This window comes from Nocardia sp. NPDC003979, from assembly GCF_053605015.1.
On sequence record NZ_JBSGIJ010000004.1, the window covers coordinates 158361 to 179694 of the forward strand.

Here is a 21334-nt window from a genome sequence, read left to right on the forward strand (position 1 = left end):
GAGACGCTCTCATGGTCATCGATCGGAAGCCAGCACTGCCGCAAGCCCTTCCCGTAGGTCCTCGACGAAGTACTCCGGGACCTCGAGCGAGGGGAAATGTCCCCCGGTCTCGGGCGTCGTCCAGCGAACGATCTGCCGGTAGCGTTGCTCTGCCCACGGTCGCGGGCACTTCTCGATGTCGGCCGGGTACATCGTGATCGCCGACGGGACATCCACGCGAAGGTCGGGGTCGAGGGAGGCGTGGCTTTCGTAGTAGATGCGGGCTGCCGAGGCACCGGTTCGGGTCAGCCAGTAGAGGGTGACGTCGTCGAGGACGCGGTCCATGGGTATCGCTTCGAACGGGCTGTCGTCGGTGTCGGACCACTCGGCGAACTTGTCGAGGATCCAGGCCAGCAGCCCGACCGGGGAGTCGACGAGGGAGTAGCCGATGGTCTGCGGTCGGGTCGCCTGCTGTTTGGCGTAGGCGGCGCGGTAGCGCCAGAAGTCGCGGGTTTCCTCGGTCCACTTGCGTTCGGTCGGCGTCAGCCCGTCTGTGGTGAGGCCGGGCGGCGCTTCGGCGAACAGGGTGTGGATGCCGAGAACACGGTCCGGGAACCTGCCGGCGAGGACGGTGGTGATATTGCCGCCCCAGTCGCCACCGTGTGCCAGGAAGCGGCGGTAGCCGAGCCTGCCCATCAGTTCCACCCATGCGGCGGCGATCTTTTCGGTGCCCCACCCGGTGGTGGTCGGCTTGTCGCTGTAGCCGAAGCCCGGCAGCGAGGGCGCGACGACGTGGAATGCCGGTGCGGCGCCATCTTTCGGGTCGGCCAGTTCCTCGACGACGTGGGTGAATTCGGCGACGCTGCCGGGCCAGCCGTGCGTCATGATCAGCGGTGTGGCGTCCGTGCGCGGGGACCTGCGGTGCAGGAAGTGGATGCCGAGACCGTCGATGTTCGTGCGGAACTGGCCGATCTGGTGGAGGCGCGCTTCGAACGAGCGCCAGTCGTATCCGCTCTGCCAGTAACGCACCACCTCGACGAGGTCGGCGCGCGGAACGCCCTGATCCCACCGGCGCGGGTCGGGTCCCGGCCGGTAGACCGTCTCCGCTTCCGGCAACCGCGCCGCGGTCAATCGTGCGCGCAGGTCGTCGAGTTCGGCGTCGGTCGCGCGGGATTCGAATGCTTGTACGTCCATGCGGACCGGGTTACCCGAATTCCGCTCAGCCGCTCTGCCCTGCGACCTCCCGATCGAGTTGTTCGTTGAGGACGCGGGCGATGCGGGCCAGGGCCGCGGGTTCGGTCATCGCCAGGTGTGTGGCGTCGATGTCGATATCGGTGATGTGCCCGCGCACACTCGGTGCCCATCCCCGATGTCCGGTCGCGTCGTCGCGGCGTTCGCCGGTGGCGGTGAAATACAGCATGCCGCAGTCGATTACCGGTGGGTGCCAGTCGGCGGCGGCCCGGATCGACTCGTTGTAGGCGTCGGTCATGTGCTGGATGAGGGCGGCGTCGATACCGAGCCGCTCCCCCAGTCGCTGTTCGATCAGGGCGGCGGCTTCCTCGGCGGTGGCGTCGGTGGGGACGAAATCGATACCCATGACCGGGCCGAGGTTGGCGACCAGTTCACCGGCTGTCACGGTGGTGACGGCGGTGGGATCGAATCCGTCGGCTTCGGCGTCGAGCAGGGCCAGTAGCGCGACGTGTTCTCCGGCGGCGCGTATTTCGGCGGCGATGGCGTGGGCGATCTGGCCGCCCAGTGACCAGCCGAGCAGGTGGTAGGGGCCGTGCGGCTGGATGGCGCGGATTTCGTCGAGGTAGCGGCGGGCGGTGTCTTCGATGGTCGCGGACCCTGGTTCGCCGCTCAGTTGTGGTGCCTGGATTCCGTAGATGGGTCGGTCCTCGGTCAGGTATTCGCCGAGCGGGCGGTAGCACCAGGCCAGGCCGGACGCGGGGTGGACGCAGAACAGCGGGGGTTGTGTTCCGGTGGTGCGGATCGGTAGCACGACATCGAATCCGGGTGCGGTGGGTTCGGTGGTGGTGTGGCCGGTGCGCATTCCGGTTTCGATGCGTCTGGCGAGGTCGGTGGGGCGCGGGTCGGACAGGATCCAGCTGACGGGGACCTCGTAGTCGAGTTCCTTGCGGAGTTCGCTGACCACCTGCACCGACTTGAGGGAGTTGCCGCCGAGGGCGTAGAAGTCGTCGTCGGCACCGACGCGGGCCATGCCGAGAACGTGCTCGTAGACCCGGGCGACCTCGCCTTCGAGCCAGGATTCCGGTTCCCGGAACTCCCCCACGTCGAATACCGGTTCCGGTAGGTGTTTGCGGTCGAGTTTGCCGGAGTCGGTCAGCGGCACGGTGTCGAGCACCATGACCGTGGTCGGCACCATGTAGTCGGGCAGTTCGGTGGCGGCGTGGTCTAGCACGGCGTCGGTGTCGACGTCGAGGCCTGCCGTCGGCATCAGGTAGGCGACGAGCCGGTCCCCGGTGCCTGCGGTGTGGACGGCGGCGATGGCGCGGGCGACGGTGGGGTGCTCGGCGAGGACGGCTTCGATCTCGCCGAGTTCGATGCGCAGGCCGCGCAGTTTCACCTGGAAGTCGGTGCGCCCCAGGTATTCCAGTTCGCCGCTGCGCAGGCGGCGGGCGCGGTCACCTGTGCGGTACATGCGCCGGCCCGCGGTGAACGGGTCGGGGACAAATCGTTCCGCGGTGAGGCCGGGGCGGGCGTGGTAACCGCGGGCGATCTGGTTCCCGGCCAGGTACAGGTCCCCCGCTACCCCGGGCGGGACCGGGCGCATGCGGGTGTCGAGGACGTGCGCGCGGACGTTCCACACCGGTGTGCCCATGGGGATGCTGCCGGTGTCGCCGTGGGTGACGTGGTGGGCGGTGGCGTGCACGGTGAATTCGGTGGGGCCGTAGAGATTGTGTAGTTCGGTGTGGGGCATGGCGCGGCGTGCGGCCGACACCACGTCGGCGCCGAACGCTTCGCCGCCGACGAGCAAGGCGCGCAACGACTCCAGGGAGCTCGCGGGGGCGGCGTCGGCGAAGGCCGCGAGCATCGACGGGACGAAGGAGGTGACGGTGACCTGCCGGTCGGCGATGGTGTCGGCCAGGTAGGCGGGGTCGGTGTGTCCGTCGGGTCGGGCGATCACCAGGCGGGCGCCGACGGCGAGGGTGGCGAACAGTTCCCAGACCGACACGTCGAAGGTGGCCGGGGTCTTCTGCAGGACGGTGTCGGCGGTGCTGAGCCGGTAGGTGTCGATGATCCAGTGGAGCTGGTTGAGGACCGCCCTGTGCGGCACGGCAACACCTTTGGGCCGCCCGGTGGAGCCGGAGGTGAACAGGACGTACGCGATGTTGTCGGGTCGTAGTGGGGCGCGGCGGTCGATGTCGGTGACGGGGATGTCGTCGTAGCCCGTGAGGTCGATTCCGTCGAGGGAGGTGAGTTCGAGGACGGGTGCCGCGGTGGTGAGCATGTAGTCGATGCGGTCGGCGGGGTGGGTGGGGTCGACGGGGACGTATCCCCCGCCGGCGGCGTGGACGGCGTACATGGCGGTGACCTGGTCGAGGGATCGGGGCATGCGCAGTGCGACGAGGGTGTCGGGGCCGACGCCGCGGGCGATGAGCCAGCGGGCGAGCCGGTTGACGCGTGCGGCGAATTCGGCATAGGTCAGGGCTTCGGAGCCGTACTCGACGGCGGGGCGGTCGGCGTAAGTGCGGGCTGCGTGGGTGAACAGGCTTGCGAGGGTTTCGTGGGGGTCGAGGGGGTGTTCGGTGTGGTTCCACCGGTGCAGGAGCGCTTCGCGTTCACCGGTGTCGAGGAGGTCGATGTCGTGGATCTGGCGGGTGGGGTCGGTGGCGAGTGCGCGCAGGATCCGTTGCAGGCGCTCGGCGATGGTGGTGGCGGTGGCCTCGTCGAACAGGTCGGTGGCGTAGGTGATGGTGCCGTTCATTCCGGTGGGTGCGCCGGTGCTGTCGTGGGTGTCGGAGACGGTGATCTGGAGGTCGAACAGGGAGGTCGCGGTGTCGGCTTCGACGGCGGAGGCACTGAGTCCGGGGAGCTGGAAGTCGGTGGTGGTGTGGTTCTGGAAGGCGAGCATCACCTGGAACAGGGGGTGGTGGGCGTGGGAGCGGACGGGGTTGAGTTCTTGGACGAGGCGTTCGAACGGGACGTCGGCGTGCCCGAATGCGGCGAGGTCGTCGCCGCGCACGTGCTCGAGGAGTTCGGTGAAGGTCATGTGGTCGGTGAGGTGGGTGCGCAGGACGAGGGTGTTGACGAACATGCCGACGAGGTCGTCGAGTTCGGGTTCGCCGCGACCGGCGTAGGGCGTACCGATGGCGATGTCGTCGGTGGCGGCGAGGCGGCCGAGGGTGGCGGCCAGGGCGGCGTGGAACACCATGAACAGGGTGCTGTTGTGGGCGCGCGCGACCTTTTCCAAGGCGGTGTGCAGGTCGGCGTCGACGGTGAGTTCGACGTTGCCACCGGTGTAGGTCTGGATCGGTGGCCGCGGACGGTCGGTGGGAAGTTCGAGCAGTGGCGGTAGTTCGGCGAGTTGCGTAGTCCAGTAGTCGATTTGCGCGCGTAGCAGCGAGTCGGGGTCGTGTGCGGCGCCCAGGACGGTGTGCTGCCAGATGGCGTAGTCGGCGTACTGGACCGGTAACGGTGTCCAGGTGGGTGGGTGGCCGTCGACTCGGGCCTGGTAGGCGGTCATCATGTCGCGGGCCAGTGGGGCGAGGGAGGATCCGTCGCCGCAGATGTGGTGCAGGACTACGGCAAGCACCCAGGTGTCGGGACCGGTCTCGTAGAGCCTGGCACGCAGCGGGATTTCGGTCGTGACGTCGAATGCGGTGCCCAAAAGTGCGGCGAGCGCGGCGGGCAAAGCGCTGTCGTCGATCGGGACGGGGTGCAGGGGTGGCGTGGCGAAGTAGGCCGGGAGGACGACTTGTGCGGGTTCACCGTCGATGTGTGGGTAGCGGGTGCGCAGGACTTCGTGCCGGTCGACGACGTCGGTGAGGGCGCGGTGCAGGGCGTCGGTGTCGAGGTGGCCGGTGAGGCGGATGACGATGGGGATGCTGTAGGCGGCCGAATCGGGTTCGAACCGGTTGAGGAACCACATGCGCTGCTGTGCGTAGGACAGCGGGATGTGCGGCGGTCGGGGTTGTGGGGTGAGCGCCACTCGTCCGGTGTCGGCGTGGGATTCGGCGCGGGCGGCGAGTTTGGCGACGGTCGGTGCGTCGAAGATCATCGCGACCGGCACGGTGGCGTCGAGGGCGGCGCCGATACGGGCGGCGACGCGGGTGGCGACGAGACTGTTGCCGCCGAGTTCGAAGAAGTCGTCGTCGGCGCCGACGGCACGGTCGAGGCCGAGTACGTCGGTGAAGACACCCGCCACGATTTCCTCGACCGGCGAGGCCGGGGCACGGAACTGTCTGGTCTGCTGGACGGGTTCGGGGAGGGCCTTGCGGTCGAGTTTGCCGTTGGGTGAGAGCGGGATCCGGTCGAGGACCATGATCGCGGCGGGCACCATGTAGGCAGGCAGGGTGTCGGTGAGTGCGGTGGTGAGGGTGTCGACGGAGATTTCGGCACCGGGTGCCGCGACCACATAGGACACCAGCGTGACGGGGCCGGTACCTTCGCGGCGTGGGATGGTGACGGCGTAGGCGATGTCGGGGCGGGCGCCGAGGGCGGTGTCGATCTCGCCGAGTTCGACGCGGAAGCCGCGCACCTTCACCTGGAAGTCGTTGCGTCCCAGGAATTCCAGGTCGCCACGGGTGTTCCAGCGGACGAGGTCGCCGGTGCGGTACATGCGGCTGCCGGGTTCGGCGTAGGGGCAGGCGGTGAATCGGTCGGCGTTGGTCGCGGCGCGGTTGAGGTAGCCGCGGGCCAGGGCTGGTCCGGCCAGATACAGTTCGCCGCTGACACCGACCGGTGCGGGCCGGAGCCGGTCGTCGAGGACCAACGCCTGGATGCCGGGCAGCGGGGTGCCGATGGTGGGTCGTTCGCCGGGTCGGATGGATTCGGTGGAGGTGGCGAGCATGGTGGTTTCGGTCGGCCCGTAGAGGACCCGGAATTCGCGGGTGCCCGCACGGTCGCTGCCCGCCCAGCGGTTGATGAGGTCGGCGGGGACCTCGTCGCCGCCGGACACGATGTGCTGGAGGTCGTCGAGTCCGGTGGGGTCGACGGAGGCGAGCGCGGCGGGGGTGATGAAGACGTGGGTGATGCGGTGGGTGCGCAGGAATTCGGCCAGTTCGTCGCCGCCGTAGATATCGGTGGGGGCGATGACGAGGGTGCCGGCGCGGCCGGTGGCGAGCAGGATTTCCAGGAGCGAGGCGTCGAAGGACGGTGAGGCGAAGTGCAGGACGCGATCGCTGTTGCGGGGCGGGGCGCCGAGGCGTTGTCCGGCGAGGAAGTCGGCGATTCCGGTGTGGGTGATCGCGACGCCCTTGGGGCGGCCGGTGGATCCGGAGGTGAACACGATGTAGGCGACGTGGGTGGCGTGTAGTGGCCGGAGCCGGTCGGTGTCGGTGACGGGTGCGTCGGATTCGCCGGCCGGTTCGGGGGTTTCGGAGTCGAGCAGGATCCAGTCGACGGTGCCGGGCAGTTGGGGCCGTGTGCCGGTCAGGGTGATGCCGAGGGTGGCGCGCGAGTCGGTGACCATCTGTTCGATGCGGCCGGCTGGGTAGCGGGGATCCACCGGGACGTAGGCAGCGCCGGATTTGACCACCGCCCACCAGGCGACGACTTCGTCGGCGGTGCGGCCGGTGGCGACGAGCACGGGATTTTCGGGCCCGGCGCCGTGGCGGATCAACAGCCGTGCCAGCTGGTTGGAACGGCTGTCGAGTTCGCGGTAGGTGAGTTCGGTGTCGCCGGAAATGACGGCGATGCCGGTGGGATTGTCGTGGACGGCAGCGGCGAAAACCTCCGGTAGCAGGGCGGGAGGCCGGGTACCGGACGGACGCGGGCCCACACGGGTTGCGAGGTCGTGGTGCTCGGTGTCGTCGAGCCATTTCAGATCGCCGACGGCTTCGGTGGGGTCGGTGGTGACGGCTTCCAGGACCCGGAGCAGTCGGGTGCGGAAGGCGTGGGCGGTGGCTTCGTCGAACAGGTCGCGGGCGAAGGTGAGTGTTCCGGAGAGCCCGCGCGCTGCTCCCCCGTCGTAGGAGTCGGCGAGGATCAGTTGCAGGTCGAATTGGGACAGGCCGGTATCGATATCGGCGCGGGAGACGGTGACGCCGGGTAGCTCGACGTCGGTGCCGGACAGGCTCTGGAAGGCGAGCATCACCTGGAACAGCGGGTGCCGGTCGGCGGCGCGTTGCGGATTGAGTTCCTCCACGACCCGTTCGAACGGCACATCGCCGTGTTCGAAGGCGGCCAGGTCGGTGTCGCGGGTGCGGGTGAGCAGTTCGGTGAACGGTTCGCCGGTGTCGACAGCGGTGCGCAGGGCGAGGGTGTTGACGAACATGCCGACCAGATCCTCGAGGCCGGGTTCACCCCGGCCGGCGACAGGGGTGCCGATCACGACGTCGTCGCTGCCGCTGAGGCGCCCCAGGACGGCGGCGATGGCCGCGTGCATCACCATGAACAGTGAGGAACCGCGACTGTGGGCGAGTTCGCGCAGCCGGGTGTGCAGGCCGGCGCCGATGTCGACGGGGATGCGGCCACCGGCCAGTGAGGCGACGGGTGGGCGGGGGCGGTCGGTGGGGAGATCGAGCCGGTCGGGGGCGTCGGCGAGGGTTTCCCGCCAGAACCGCAGCTGGGTGGACAGCAGCGATTCGGGGTCGTCGGCGGCGCCGAGCACTTCCCGCTGCCACAGTGCGTAGTCGGCGTATTGGACGGGTAGGGGCCGCCAGTGGGGTGCGTGCCCGCCGACCCGGGCCGCATAGGCGGTGACGACATCGCGGGCCAGCGGGCCCATGGATTGCCCGTCGCCCGCGATGTGGTGGACGACGAGGGCGAGCAGGTATTCGCCGGTGCCCAGGTCGAACAGTCCGATGCGGAGCGGGACCTCGGAGGTGACGTCGAATCCGTCGCGCACAAACGTATTCACGGTATCGGTGAGGGTTGCGGTGTCGACGGGGATGGTGTGCAGAGCAGGGTCGGGTTCGGCCAGCACCAGCTGACGAGGTTCACCCGCGGTCTCGGGATAGACGGTGCGCAGTACTTCGTGGCGGGCGATGACGTCGGTTAGGGCGCGGCGCAGGGCGTCGGTGTCGAGTTCGCCGGTGAGGCGCAGCATGACGGGAATGTTGTACGCGGCGGATTCCGGTTCGAACCGGTTGAGGAACCACATGCGCTGCTGGGCCAGTGACAGCGGCAGGGGTTCGGGGTGCGGGCGGGCGGTGAGCGGGATCCGTTCGCCGGTGCGCAGAGTGGTGGTGTGGCGGGCGAGGGCGGCGACGGTTGGTGCCTCGAACAGGGCACGCACCGGTACCCGCACACCGAGTGCGGCACCGACCCGGGCGACCACCAGCGAGGCGCTGAGGGAATCGCCACCGAGGGCGAAGAAGTCGTCGTCGGCGCCGACCCGGTGCACACCGAGAACTTGGGCGTATGCGGCGGCGACGAGTTCTTCCGGCCAGGAGGTGGGAGCCCGGTATTCGCGTGCGGCGAATACGGGTTCGGGGAGGCGGTCGCGGTCGAGTTTGCCGTGGGCGGTGAGTGGTACGTCGTCCAGGATCATGACGGCGGCGGGCACCATGTAGGTGGGCAGCGCGTCGGCGAGGGCGGCGGTGAGGGACTCGACCGAGACGTCTGCTCCCGGTGCGGGCACGACATAGGACACCAGGCGTGCCGGTCCCCCGTGGTCGGTGTGGGCGAGGGTGGTCGCGAAGGTGATGTCGGGGCGGGCCGTGAGCGCGGTGTCGATTTCGCCGAGTTCGACACGTGAGCCGCGGACCTTCACTTGAAAGTCGTTGCGGCCCACGAATTCCAGGTCGCCGTCGGCATTGCGGCGGACGAGGTCGCCGGTGCGGTACATGCGGGTGCCGCCGTTGCCGAACGGGCAGGCGATGAACCGGGCGGCGGTCAGTCCTGGCCGGTCGATATAGCCTTCGGCCAGGCCAGGACCGAACAGGTACAGCTCGCCTGCCACGCCCTGCGGGACTGGTCGCAGCCAGCTGTCGAGGACGGTGGCGGCGACCGGACCGACGGGGCGGCCGATACCGATGGGCGCGTCGGCGGACAGTTCGGATGCCGTTGCCCAGATGGTGGTTTCGCTGGGGCCGTAGAGATTGAGCATGGTGCGACCCGGTGCCCACCGTTGGACCAGTTCCCGTCCGACCGGTTCCCCGGCCGTCGCCAGGACCCGCAACGTGGTGAGGTCGTCCGCGGGGACGGTGGCCAGCGCGGACGGGGTGATCACCGCGTGCGAAATGCGTTCGCGGCGAACGAGATCGGCCAGCTCACGGCCGCCGTACACGTCCGGTGGTGCGATGACGAGCCGTGCACCCGATCCGTGTGCCATGAGCAGTTCGAACAGGTTGGCGTCGAAACTGGGGGACGCGACCTGCAGGACCGTGGCCTGGTCGTCGACATGCAGTGTCCGGTGTTGTGCCGCGACCAGGTCGGTGAGGGCACGGTGGCAGACCAGGACGCCCTTGGGGGTGCCGGTGGAACCGGAGGTGTAGATGACGTAGGCACTGTGATCGGGTGGCACACCGGGGGCGGTGAGCGGTTCCGGCGATTCGGCGGCCACGCTGCGGCGGGTGTGTTCGTCGTCGACGATCAGCCAGTCGGTGCCGTCGGGCAGTTTCGGTGCGGTGGCGGAATCGGTGATGCCGAGCGGTGCCCCGGAGTCCGACAGCAGGAATTCGATCCGTCCGGCGGGCAGGTTCGGGTCGATCGGAAGGAACGCCGTCCCCGCTTTGGCGGCGGCCCACAGGGCCACGACGCCGGTGAGTGAGCGTGGGAGCGCGAGGGCGGTGATCCGGCCGGGCCGGGCGCCGCGACGCAGCAGGGCGCGGGCGAGGCGGTTGGATTGCTCGTCGAGTTCGCGGTAGGTCAGGGAGGCCGCACCGCACTGCGCGGCGACGGCACCTGGGGTGCGGGAGGCGGTGGCGGTGAGGATGCCCGCGAGGGTGTTCGGCGTGTGGTGGACGGTGTCCGGGTGGGCGGGAGCCGGAACACCGGGGAGCGTGAGTGCACCGAGCCGGGTGGCCGGGTCGCGGGCGATGCGGGTGAGAACGTCCACGAACCGGGTGAGGATGTGGTCGGCGTGGGTGCTGTCGAATTCGTCGGTCAGGAAGCGGAGCGTGATCCGTAGGCCCGATGCACCTTCGGGGGTGGGAGCGACGACCAGGCTCAAGGGGAACGGGGTGGCGTCGACGCCGGAGATCTCGTCGACACGCAGGTCTGCGGAATCGACGAGTCGTTGCAGCGCGGTGCGGTCGACGGGGAACGACTGGAATGTGACCGCGGTGTCGAACATCTCGGCGACGCCGACGCTGCGCTGGATTTCGGGGAGTCCGATGTAGTGGTGGTCGAGCATGCGGGCGTGCTGCTCCTGGACCCGCACGAGCAGGTCGCGCAGGGTCTGTGCGGGCTCGAGCCGGACCCGGACCGGGATGGTGTTGAGGAACATGCCCAAAGTGCGCTCCACCTGGGGCAGTTCCGGTGGCCGGCCCGACACCGCCGAGCCGAAGACGACATCGGTTTCGCCGGTGAGGACGCGCAGGTTCAGCGCCCAGGCCGCAGCGACCGTGGTGCTGACGGTGACGGCCGCGTCGGCGGCGACATCACGCAGCTCGCGGTACAGGTCGGCGGGCAGGTCGGTGATCACCTCGGCGGCGTTGCCCGAGATGCCTGCGCCGCGGGCGACGCGGGTCGGGGAATCCACGTCCACGAATTCCCGTGCCCAAGCGGCTTTGGACGCGGCGGGGTCCTGGTGCTGTAGCCAGGTCAGGTAGTCACGGTAGGAAGGCGCGGGTCCGATGGTGCCGATTTGCTCAGGAGCACCGTAGTTTTCGAGCAGTTCGCCCATGAGCAGCGGCATCGACCAGCCGTCGAGGATCACATGGTGATTGGTGACCAGCAGCCGGTGCACACCGGGTTCGAGTCGGATCAGGGTGAACCGGATCAGCGGCGGTGCGGACAGGTCGAAACCGGCTGCGGCGTCATCGGCGGCGATGTCGGTGGCGGTGCGTGGGTCCTGTCCGCCGGTCAGGTCGATGTCGCGGAAGTCGGTGTCGGCGTGGCCGAGCACGATCTGGTGTGGTCCGGCGGCGGTTTCAGCGAATCCGGCGCGCAGGATGTCGTGTCGGTCGATCAGTGCCTGGGTGGCGCGGCGCAGGCGGTCGGCGTCGATCTCACCGGTGAAGCCGATGGTGGTCTGGACGGTGTAGTTGTCCGCGTCGGCGGTGAAGGTGGAGTGGAAGTGGATACCCGACTGCATCGGCGACAGCGGCCAGACGTCGGCCAGCCCCGGATACTGTTGCCGCAGTGCGGTGATGGCGTCATCGTCGAGGGTGACCAGCGGTGATGCCGGGGTGTCGTCGGTGCCGGTTGTCGAGGTGCCGCGGCGGGCGGTGGCGGCGAGCGCGGCCACCGTCTTCCCTTCGAACACCTCGCGTGGGGTGAGGACGAGCCCGGCGGCCCGGGCGAGCGCGACCAGGCGCATGGAGACGATGCTGTCGCCGCCGAGGGTGAAGAAGTTGCTGTCGGCGGACACCCCGTCCAGGTTCAGGACCTGCGCGAACAGCTCCGCCATGGTGTGTTCGGCGGGGGTCGCAGGGGCGCGGCCGGCGGTGTCGGGTGCGCTGAGTTCGTGTTGTCGCAGCGCTTTACGGTCGATCTTGCCGGTGGGAGTGACCGGCATTTCGTCGAGTTCGACAATCGCTGTGGGGTGCATGTAGTGGGCGAGGGTGCGGTCGAGGTGGTCGTGTAGTTGCGTCGTGTCCAGGTGTCGGCCGGGTGCGCCGACGACGAAGGACACCAGGACCGGTTCACCGGTGGGGCCGGTGCGGGTGACGGTGGCGGCGCTCGCCACCGCGGGATGGCGGGCGAGCTGGGTGTCGATCTCCCCCGGTTCGATGCGCAGGCCGTGGATCTTGACCTGTTGATCGTTTCGGCCCAGGTATTCCAGTTCCAGCCCGGTGCGTCCGCGAATCCAGCGCACGGAATCGCCTGTGCGATAGAGGCGTTCGCCACTGCCGGTGGCGATGAAACGGGAGGCGGTGGTCGCGGGCCTGCCGAAATAGCCGCGCGCCAGCCCCGCCCCACCGACATACAGCTCCCCCGCGACCCCGACCGGAACCGGCCGCAACCACATATCGAGGACCGCGACGGAGACGCCGTGCACGGGTCCACCGATCGTCACCGGCTCACCAGGGTGCAGAGCCGCGGAACCGGTTGCCCAGATCGTGGTTTCGGTCGGTCCGTAATGATTCATCAACCGTCGGCCGGGCGCCCACCGCTTCACAGTGTCCGCACCGGTGGCTTCACCGACCACCGCGATCGCGGTGAGGTCCGGTACTCGCGCCGGGTCGAGGGTGTTCAGCACCGACGGGGTGATGATGGCGTGGGTGACCTGTGCGGTACGCAGCAGTTCGGTGAGGTCCGCGCCGCCGTACACATCCGGTGGTGCGATCAGCAGGCAGGCGCCGTTGCCGTGGGCCAGCAGCAGTTCCGAGACGCTGGCATCGAAACCCGGTGAGGCGACCTGCAAAACCGTGGAGGTGGAGTCCGCGCCGAAGGCCGCGGTGTGGGCGGCGACGAGGTCGGCCAGACCGCGGTGGGTCACCTGCACCGCTTTCGGGGTCCCGGTCGAACCGGAAGTGAAGATCAGGTAGGCGGTGCTGTCGGGCGCTACCGGCCTGGAAGGTACGGGAGCAGCGTGAGGCGTGTCCTCGAGAGTCAGCCAGTCCACGGTGCCGGGCAGATGCGCGGCGACCGGAGCGGTCGTAATACCCAGCCCCGTGCCCGAATCGGCCAGCATCCCGGCGATGCGCTCGCCGGGGTTGGCCGGATCGAGCGGTATGAACGCGGCACCGGTTTCCGCGACCGCCCAGATCGCGACGACCAGGTCGATCGACCGAGGCAGCGCCAGGGCGACGAACGTTTCGGGACGCGCACCGCGAGCGACGAGCACGCTCGCGAGTTCACCCGCCCGCTGCCGCAGCTCACGGTAGGTGACAGTGATGTCGCCGGACCTGACGGCGGCGGCATCGGGATACCGGTGAGCGGTGGCGGTGAGAATCTCGTGCAGGGTTCGTTCGGGGACGGCGGGAGCACCCGTGGCAGGCACCGGTTCGCCGGGTCCCGGGGTGACAGCGGCTGTGCGGGTGGCGGGCTCGGTGACCAGCTGGGTCAGGATCCGTTCGAATCGTGCGAGCAGGGTGGCGGCCTGATCGGTGTCGAACCGGTCGGTGGCGTAGCGCAGGGTGAGCGTGTAGGTGCCCGCGTCGTCGCCGGTAGGACGTGGCGGAGTCACCTGCAGGCTCAGCGGGAACGGCGTGGCGTCCTGGGCGTCGAGATCGATCAACCGGAGCCCGGCCGCATCGAGATCGCGGGCCAGCCCTTCCCGGTCCAGCGGATAGGACTCGAGCACCGTGACGGTGTCGAACATGTCCGCGACCCCGGTGGCGCGCTGCAGTTCCGCCAAACCGATATGGCGGTGCTCGAGCATCGCGGCCTGCTCGGATTGCACCCGGATCAGCAGATCGCCGACGCTTTCATGGGGATCGAGGCGCACCCGCACCGGCAGGGTGTTGATGAACAGGCCGACCATGTGTTCCACGCCGAGAAGCTGCGGCGGACGGTGCGACACCGTATTGCCGAACACCACATCGGAACGTCCGGTGAGAGCCGTGAGCAGCAGCGCCCACGCCACCTCGACGGTGGTGCCCGCGGTGACACCGTGGGAGCGACCGAGATCGAGGACCGCGGCGGCGGTAGCGGCATCGAGGTCGAGCCCGACCTCACCGCTGGCCGCACCACCCGTACGGTCCGGGCGGCCCGAGACCCGGGTGGGGTTGTCCACCCCGTCCAGCATTCGCTGCCAGGCGGCCGTTGCGGCGGCATCGTCCTGGGAGTGCAACCACTGCAGGTAGTCCCGGAACGATCGCGGGGCCGGGAGCTCACCGGCCTCGCCACCGGTGTAAAACACGAGGAGCTGGTGGATCAGCAACGGCATCGACCAGCCGTCCAGCACGAGATGATGGTCGGTGATCAGCAGTCGATACTCGCCGACACCGGTGCGCAACAGCTGGAAGCGCAGCAGCGGCGGGCAGGCGGGATCGAACGGTGCGGTCGCTTCGGTGGTGAGGCGATGGATCTCGCGGTCACGTCCGGCGGGATCGTGGGTGCTGAGATCGGCTTCGCGCCAATCGGCGCGGACACTGTGCAGCACGATCTGGCGGGGACCGTCGGCGGTCTCGACGAAGGCGGTGCGCAGGCTGTCGTGGCGGTCGATCAGGGTTTGGGCGGCCTGGCGCATGCGCTGGGCGTCGACCTCGCCGGCGAGGGTCAGTGATGCCTGCACGATGTAGCTGTCGTCGCCGTCGCGGTCGTAGAGGGTGTGGAACAGCAGCCCGGTTTGCAGCGCGGTCAGCGGCCACACATCGGTCATCGCCGGGAACTCCCGCGCCCAACCATCGATATCGGTCTGCGAGACCGCGACCAGCGGGAAATCGGACGGGGTGAAACCGCCTGCGCCGTCGGTGCGCAGATGCGCTGCCAGACTGTGCAGCGCCCGCACCCACAGATCGGCCAGTTCCGACACCTCGTCGGCGTCCATGACGCCGGTCGCGTACTCCCAGGTGGCCTCGAGCTCGAGCCCGTCGGGACCGGGCACCGCGATCGCGTTCACATCCACGATCGCGGGCAACGACATCCGAGGATCGGTGGTCGCGGTGAGGGAGGTGAATTCGGTGGTGGGTGTCCACGCCCCCGAGTGGTCGCCGACACCCACCCGCCCCAGATAATTGAAACTGATCTGGGGCTCCGACGCGGTCCCGAGCTCGGCACTGCCCACGGGGTCGAGATAACGCAGCATGCCGTAACCGATCCCGTTGTCCGGGACCGCGCGTAATTGTTCCTTCACCTGTTTGATCGCCGCCCCCGCTGCGGGGCCGCCGGTGAAGGCATCATCGAGATCGACGCCGGACAGGTCGAGCCGGACCGGGAATCGGGTGGTGAACCAGCCGACGGTAGCGCTCAGATCCGCACCCGGCACCGCCTGCTCCTCACGGCCGTGCCCTTCCAGCGAAATCAGTTCCGTCCCCGCGGTGTCACCGCGGCGGGTCCGCCACTGCGCCGTGGCCAGGGCCAGCGCCGCCAACAGCGGGTCGTTGGCGCTGCCGTGGAACCGGGCCGGGATGCCGGTGAGGACGGCGTCGGTGATGTCCGCGGGAAGACGCAACCGGATCCGGTCGGCGGTGGCCATGACGTCGCGTTCGGGGTCGAGCGGCCGTGACCCGAGCAACCGGTTTCCCTGGGCGAGAACGGTTTTCCAGCGTTCCAGTTCCGCCGGGCGTCGGGCGGCGGCCTGTTCGGTCAGGCCGTGGACCCAGCTCCGCACCGAGGTTGTTCCTGTGCCGGGCTGCGGGTCCTCGCCGGTGGATACCTGTAGCCAGGTGCGGGCCAGGTCGGTGAGCAGGATCCGCCATGACACGGCGTCGACGGCGAGGTGATGAACCACCAGCCACAGCAGGTCCGGTCCCGCGCCGGTGCCGTCCTGGAGCCGGACAGCCTGCACGAGGACACCAGCGGCGGGGTCGAGGCGGTCGGCGGCGTGCTGTAGGTGCCGGTCGACTTCGGCGGCGTCGCGGTGACGCAGTGTCACATCGGTGATGACGGAGTCGGCATCGATGGTTCCCGGGGCAGGCACTTCGAGCCGGTGCTCGTCGGAGTCATCGACGTGCAGGACGGCGCGCAGCATGTCGTGACGATCCAGCAGGGCCTGCAGGGCGCGTGCCAGATGTGCCGGGTCGCGCCGGTCGGGTAGTTCGACGAGAGTGGCCTGCGCGAACCGGTCGTAATGCCCGCGGCCGAGCATGGCGTGCACGATCGGCGACAGCGGGATCGGTCCGACACCGCCGCCGGGGAGTTCGCGCAGCTGCGGGGCGCCACCGGCCTCGGCGGCCATGGCGGCCAGGCCCGCGACGGTCTTGTGCTCGAACACGTCCTGGGTGGAGAAACCCAGCCCGACGGCTTTCGCACGCGCCACCAGCTGGATCGAGAGGATGCTGTCACCGCCCAGGGCGAAGAAGCTGTCGTCGGCGCCGACCTGGGGGACACCGAGGATCTCGCTGAACAGGCCGGCCATCAGGATCTCACGATCCGTTTCCGGGTCGCGACCGGCCGGAACCGCCCCGAATTCCGGTTCCGGCAACGCGGCGCGATCGAGTTTGCCGAACGCGTTCACCGGGAGCCGGTCCAGCGGCACGATCACCGCCGGAACCATGTGCGGCGGCAGCGATTCGCGGGCGAACAGTTGCAGCTGCGCGGGATCCACGCGGTGATCCTCGACGGCGACGACATAGGAAGCCAGGACGGTGGTACCGGCATTGTTGTGCACGGGGACGGTGACCGACAGGTCGACATCCGGATGGGCGGTGAGGGCGGCGTCGATCTCGGCCGGTTCGATCCGGTAGCCACGGATCTTCACCTGAAAATCGCTGCGGCCCAACAGTTCCAGCGAAACCCCCGAATCCTCCGCGACCCAGCGAGCCAGATCGCCGGTGCGATACATCCGCTGCCCCGGATCGCCGTAGGGGTCGGCGACGAAACGGGCAGCGGTGTCGGCGAAGCGCCGGTTGTAGCCGCGGGCCAGGCCCGGCCCGGCCAGATACAGTTCGCCCGCCGTGCCGACCGGCACCGGCTGCAGGCCACGGTCCAGCACCATCGCCGCCACACCACGGACGGGGCCGCCGACGGTGAGGCCGCGGCCGGGCCGGATCCGCGCGCCCGCGGCGGTCACCGTGGCCTCGGTCGGCCCGTATTCGTTGACCATCGCGCAGTGCCGCGACCAGCGGTCGATCACATGCGGCGGGCATACGTCACCCCCGACCACCACCACCCGCAGCTCGGTCAGCGGATGCGGGTCGACGGTCGCCAGCATCGCCGGCGTCAACGTCAGATGGGTGACGTGCTCATCGGCCAGCAGTCGGGTGAGCCGGTCACCACCGATCACCTCCGGCGGCACGACCACCAGCGTGGCCGCGTTGGCGAAACAGGTCAGGAACTGTTCGAAGGAGGCATCGAAAGCGGGTGAGAGGGCATAGGACACCCGTGATCGTGGGCTCAGAGCGTAGGCGTCGCTGCGGTCGGCGACCAGATTCGCCAGGCCACGGTGGGTCACCTGCACACCCTTGGGCACACCGGTGGAACCGGAGGTGTAGGTGATGTAGGCGAGGTCGCCGACGTGCAACGGGCGGAGGCGGTCGGCGTCGGTGACCGGTTCGTCACCGCTGTCGGCGCAGGCGTCGCGGATCGCGGGATCGTCGAGGACCAGCGCGGGCGCGGTGCGTGGGAGCCGGTCCCGGACGGCGTCGAGCGTGACGACCATCCGGGCACCGCTGTCGGCGATGATGTGCTCGATGCGCTTCGCCGGATAGTCCGGGTCGACCTGCACGATCGCGGCCCCGGATTTCGCGACCGCCCACGCCGCGACGACCGACTCTGCCGAACGGCGCATGGCGATCGCCACCGCTGTCCCCGGCCCGCAACCGCGCCCGATCAGGTACCGGGCGAGCCGGGTGGAGCGGGTGTGCAGCTCGCGATAGGTCAGTGTGGTGGTGGCCGCGGCGACGGCGGTAGCGGCCGGGTCGTGGTGTGCCCCGGCGGTGAGGATATCCGGGAGCAGCCGGTCACCGACGGGTTCCGGTCCTCGCACAGGCAGCAGCGCGGCCTGTTCCGCCGGTTCCAGCAGCGGCAGGGTGCTGACGGGGCGTTCCGGCCCGCCGGCGAGGAATTCGTCCAGGAACCGCAGGAACCGGGCGTGATGAGCGGTCAGCTCGTCGCCGCTGTACACGCTCGGGTTGCCCTGGAAATCTATGTGGGTGCTGTCGCGGCCCGCGCCGGGATAGATATTGACGAACAGGTCCGACGTGGGCCCCGAGGTCAGCACATGCAGCCGGCCGACGGTGGCGCCGAGCACGATCTCGTTGCTCACCATCATCAGGTTGATCGCCGGCCCGAACGACGCGGTTTCGTCACGGGCGATCCCCATATCGCGGAAGATGTCCTCCTGCCGGTACCGCTGCCGCCGCAGCGCGCTGGTCAGCTCGCTCTGCACGGCGGTGATCACCGCACCCGTCCGGTTCCCGGCGACGGGCACCCGCAGCGGCACCACATTGGCGACCATCCCGCCGGACCGTCGCAGCACCGCGGAATGGCGACCCGAGACCGGCAGACTCAGCAACACTTCGTCGCTGCCGGTCATCCGAGCCAGGTAGGCGGCGAACGCGGCGACGATCACCGGCGTGACGCTGGTGCCGCGGTCGGCGACGACCCGGTCGAGCTGTCGAGCGGTGTGGTCGGGCAGGGTCGCGCTGACGAGCGTCGGGTGAATGGTCGGTGTGCCGCCGTGACCCGCGAGGCCGACGACAGGTGGGGCGCCGTCGAGGTGTTCGGTCCAGTAGTCACGGTCGTTGTCGAACCGGGTCGAACCCCGGTACGCCAGGTCCTGGTCCACGATTTCGCTCAGGTCCTTCGCAGTGGACGCCGGGGCCTGCTCCCCCGACACCCACGCGTTGTACAGCTCGACGATCCGCTGCATCATCGTGACCGCGGCGAAACCGTCGAGCACGATATGGTGAGCGCGCTGATACCACAGGTAGTGGTCGTTACCGGTTTGGAAGACAACGCATTTCATCAGCCGGTCGTTGCGCAGATCCAGTGGCGCGGAATAGTCGCGGACCATGAGGTCGTGTGCGGTGGCCACCGGGTCGTCGTCCCCGCGTAGATCGAGCACCGACACCGGTGAGGGCAGGTCTTCGTCGACGACCTGATACGGCTCACCGTCGACCTCGACCAGCCGCACGTGCGCGCACCCGAACTCGCGCCCGGCGGTTTTACAGGCGGCGACGAGCCCATCGATGTCGACGGGCCCGTCGATCTCGACATACTGTGCCACCGAAATCGGGGATTCGCGGGCCAGGTGCTGCGCGAACCAGATCCCACGCTGCGCCGCGGACAGCGGCAGGACATCGTGAGGTCGCGGACCGGAACCATTGCCATTGCCGATGTGTGGGTGCGCGCCGTTACCCGGCGCGGAAACGGACTGCTCCCAGCTGCTGTCCAAATGGTGCTTCGACTGGGTCATGTGGACCTCCGTGTATTGCGTCATTCCAGGAGCAGGCCGATAAATCGGACAGTTTCTGCTCCCGCAAAACATGCGGCACCACCGGAGATGAAAGCGGATTCAGCAAAATGGCATGGCGCACCGACCGCAGGGAATGCGGTGCGCGATTACTTCGGCTTTCGGCAGTGGTGAATTGTCTGGCGTACCTGTAATAGATCACCTTCGAATAATCGTTAACCGTTCACGCAAAAGCGGCTGTCGCGAAGATTCATGTCCCGGGTCGCGGGCGTGAAACGCGCGGCCGACCCGCCGGCGCGACAGACACGCGCAGGTCACAGCAGTGTCACTACCCTTGACAAGCAGGAAGTGAACGGGGGTGGAAGTCATCGGCAGCACCGGATCGCCTCCTGGGACATGGTGTGGCCGGTCCCAGCGTGTTCCAGCATGATTCGACGACCACACTGTCGCCGAATGCGCGCTATGTATTCCCCACAACCCCGACAATTGGAGGACTCAACCGTTACGCCCGATATGCCGGTTACGGCATTTTCGGACCGGCAGTTGCCGGGATATTCTCGCATCCTGGCAACCAGCTCAGAAACCCATAATAAGCAAGTTTAGACACGCGGCGCAATGGGTATCGAGCCTGCTCTGTTGCACGCCGCTGTGGCGGTAGTTGAAAACGCAAGGCCGTGCCGAGAACTCATGAATATTCGCCTCGTCCGATGACGATGAACGAGCGGTGGGATCCGGCCGGTACCGATCCCGCCTCCCCGCTGCGCCGCCCCACCACCCAGAGCGGCGATCGCGGATTTGTGTCCCCGGTCTCGCTTGGGCTGTGCGGCCAGCACAAACCGGCTGGACTCAGAATGTCCGAGTCAGTACGTGAGGGTGCCAGCGGCAGATGCCGAGAGCGAAGCGGAGGTCGAAGCTGTTGGTGTCCACGGTGATTCCGTAGCGGGTGGTGATCTGTTGGATGCGGTATTGGATGGTGTTGCGATGCACGTCGAGAGTGCGGGCGGTGCGCGAGTAGCTGGCGCCCTCGGTCAGGAAGACATCGAGGGTGTGGCGTAGGAGTTCCTTCTTGGCGCCGGCACCCGCCAGGGCGCCGAGGGTGCGGCGGACCAGGGCGGAGAGCTCGTCGGGATCGTCGGTGAGCAGGGCGAAGGGGGCGACGGCGTCGTAGGCCACGACCGGCGGCGCGGTGAGACCCGCCGAGACGGCGAGATCCTTCGCGCGGGCGGCGTTGCGGGTGGAACGGCGAAAGCCCGGCAGGCCTTCGCCGAGCGAACCGAGCGCGACACGCACCGGCAGCCCGGATGCGACGACCTGCGCGGCCAGTTCATCGATCGCCTGCCCCTCGTCGACCGGGAACCAGATCCGCAGCGCCCGATCTCCCGTCGAGGCCACCAGGCCACGCCCGACGGTCCGCAACGCGGCCGCCACCACCTGACGTGCCTGTTCCAGTGCTCGTGTCGCCTCGGCCCCCGCGACGGTGGGCGGTGTCCAGATCTCCACGGCGAGATGACTTCGGTCGAGGCGGTATTCGAGCGCTTCCTCGGCCGCGGGCACATCCACGTCGTCGCTGTCGAGGAGCCGGGCGATCCACTGCTGGCGCGCGGCCTGCCTGCTGCTGAGCCAGCGATCGCGTTCGGCCTCGTAGATCCGGCCCATGGACGAGTTCAGGCGGTCGAGGTAGATGCTGGCGAAGCGCAGGAGTTCGGCGATGCGGGCGTTGTGGTCGGTACCCGGCGTGGCCAGGATGAGTCCGATGGCGGCGTCGAGCAGCCGGTACTGGCCGAGGCCGTAGGCACGCAGCAGCACGGTCAGCGGCACGCCGCGCCGGGCGAGTCGCTGCGCGTAGGCGGCCGCGCCCGGGGGTGGGCCGACGGCCGCGGGGTCGATGTTGTTGGCGAGTACGTGCTGCACGGCGGCGATGTTCTCGGCGATGCTCGCCGCACGCATGTCTCCCAGGTCCGCGGCGATGTCGTCGACGGGAATCATCTGCTCGGTGACGTGGATGAGGTCCTCGGTGATGCCGGCGGTCAGCGGCGCCAGTGCGTGCCCGACCCAGGTGAGGGTTCCGTATGTCGCCACGTGCCTGCTCCGTTCGCTGCC

3 protein-coding genes are annotated in these 21334 nt (G+C 68.8%); all 3 read right to left on the reverse strand.

Features of this window, described 5'->3' with window-relative positions:
* Positions 1-15 precede the first annotated feature (15 nt).
* The gene (locus ACWEVR_RS10485; RefSeq protein ID WP_452466686.1) at positions 16-1173 is read right to left on the reverse strand and encodes an epoxide hydrolase family protein; all 1158 of its coding nucleotides are present in this window, start codon (positions 1171-1173) and stop codon (positions 16-18) included.
* A 25-nt stretch (positions 1174-1198) separates the two neighbouring features.
* Entirely contained in the window at positions 1199-19237 is an 18039-nt protein-coding gene (locus ACWEVR_RS10490) for an amino acid adenylation domain-containing protein (RefSeq protein ID WP_452466687.1), read from the reverse strand.
* An 843-nt stretch (positions 19238-20080) separates the two neighbouring features.
* The gene (locus ACWEVR_RS10495) at positions 20081-21313 is read right to left on the reverse strand and encodes a PucR family transcriptional regulator (RefSeq protein WP_452466688.1); all 1233 of its coding nucleotides are present in this window, start codon (positions 21311-21313) and stop codon (positions 20081-20083) included.
* Between the last annotated feature and the right edge of the window lie 21 nt (positions 21314-21334).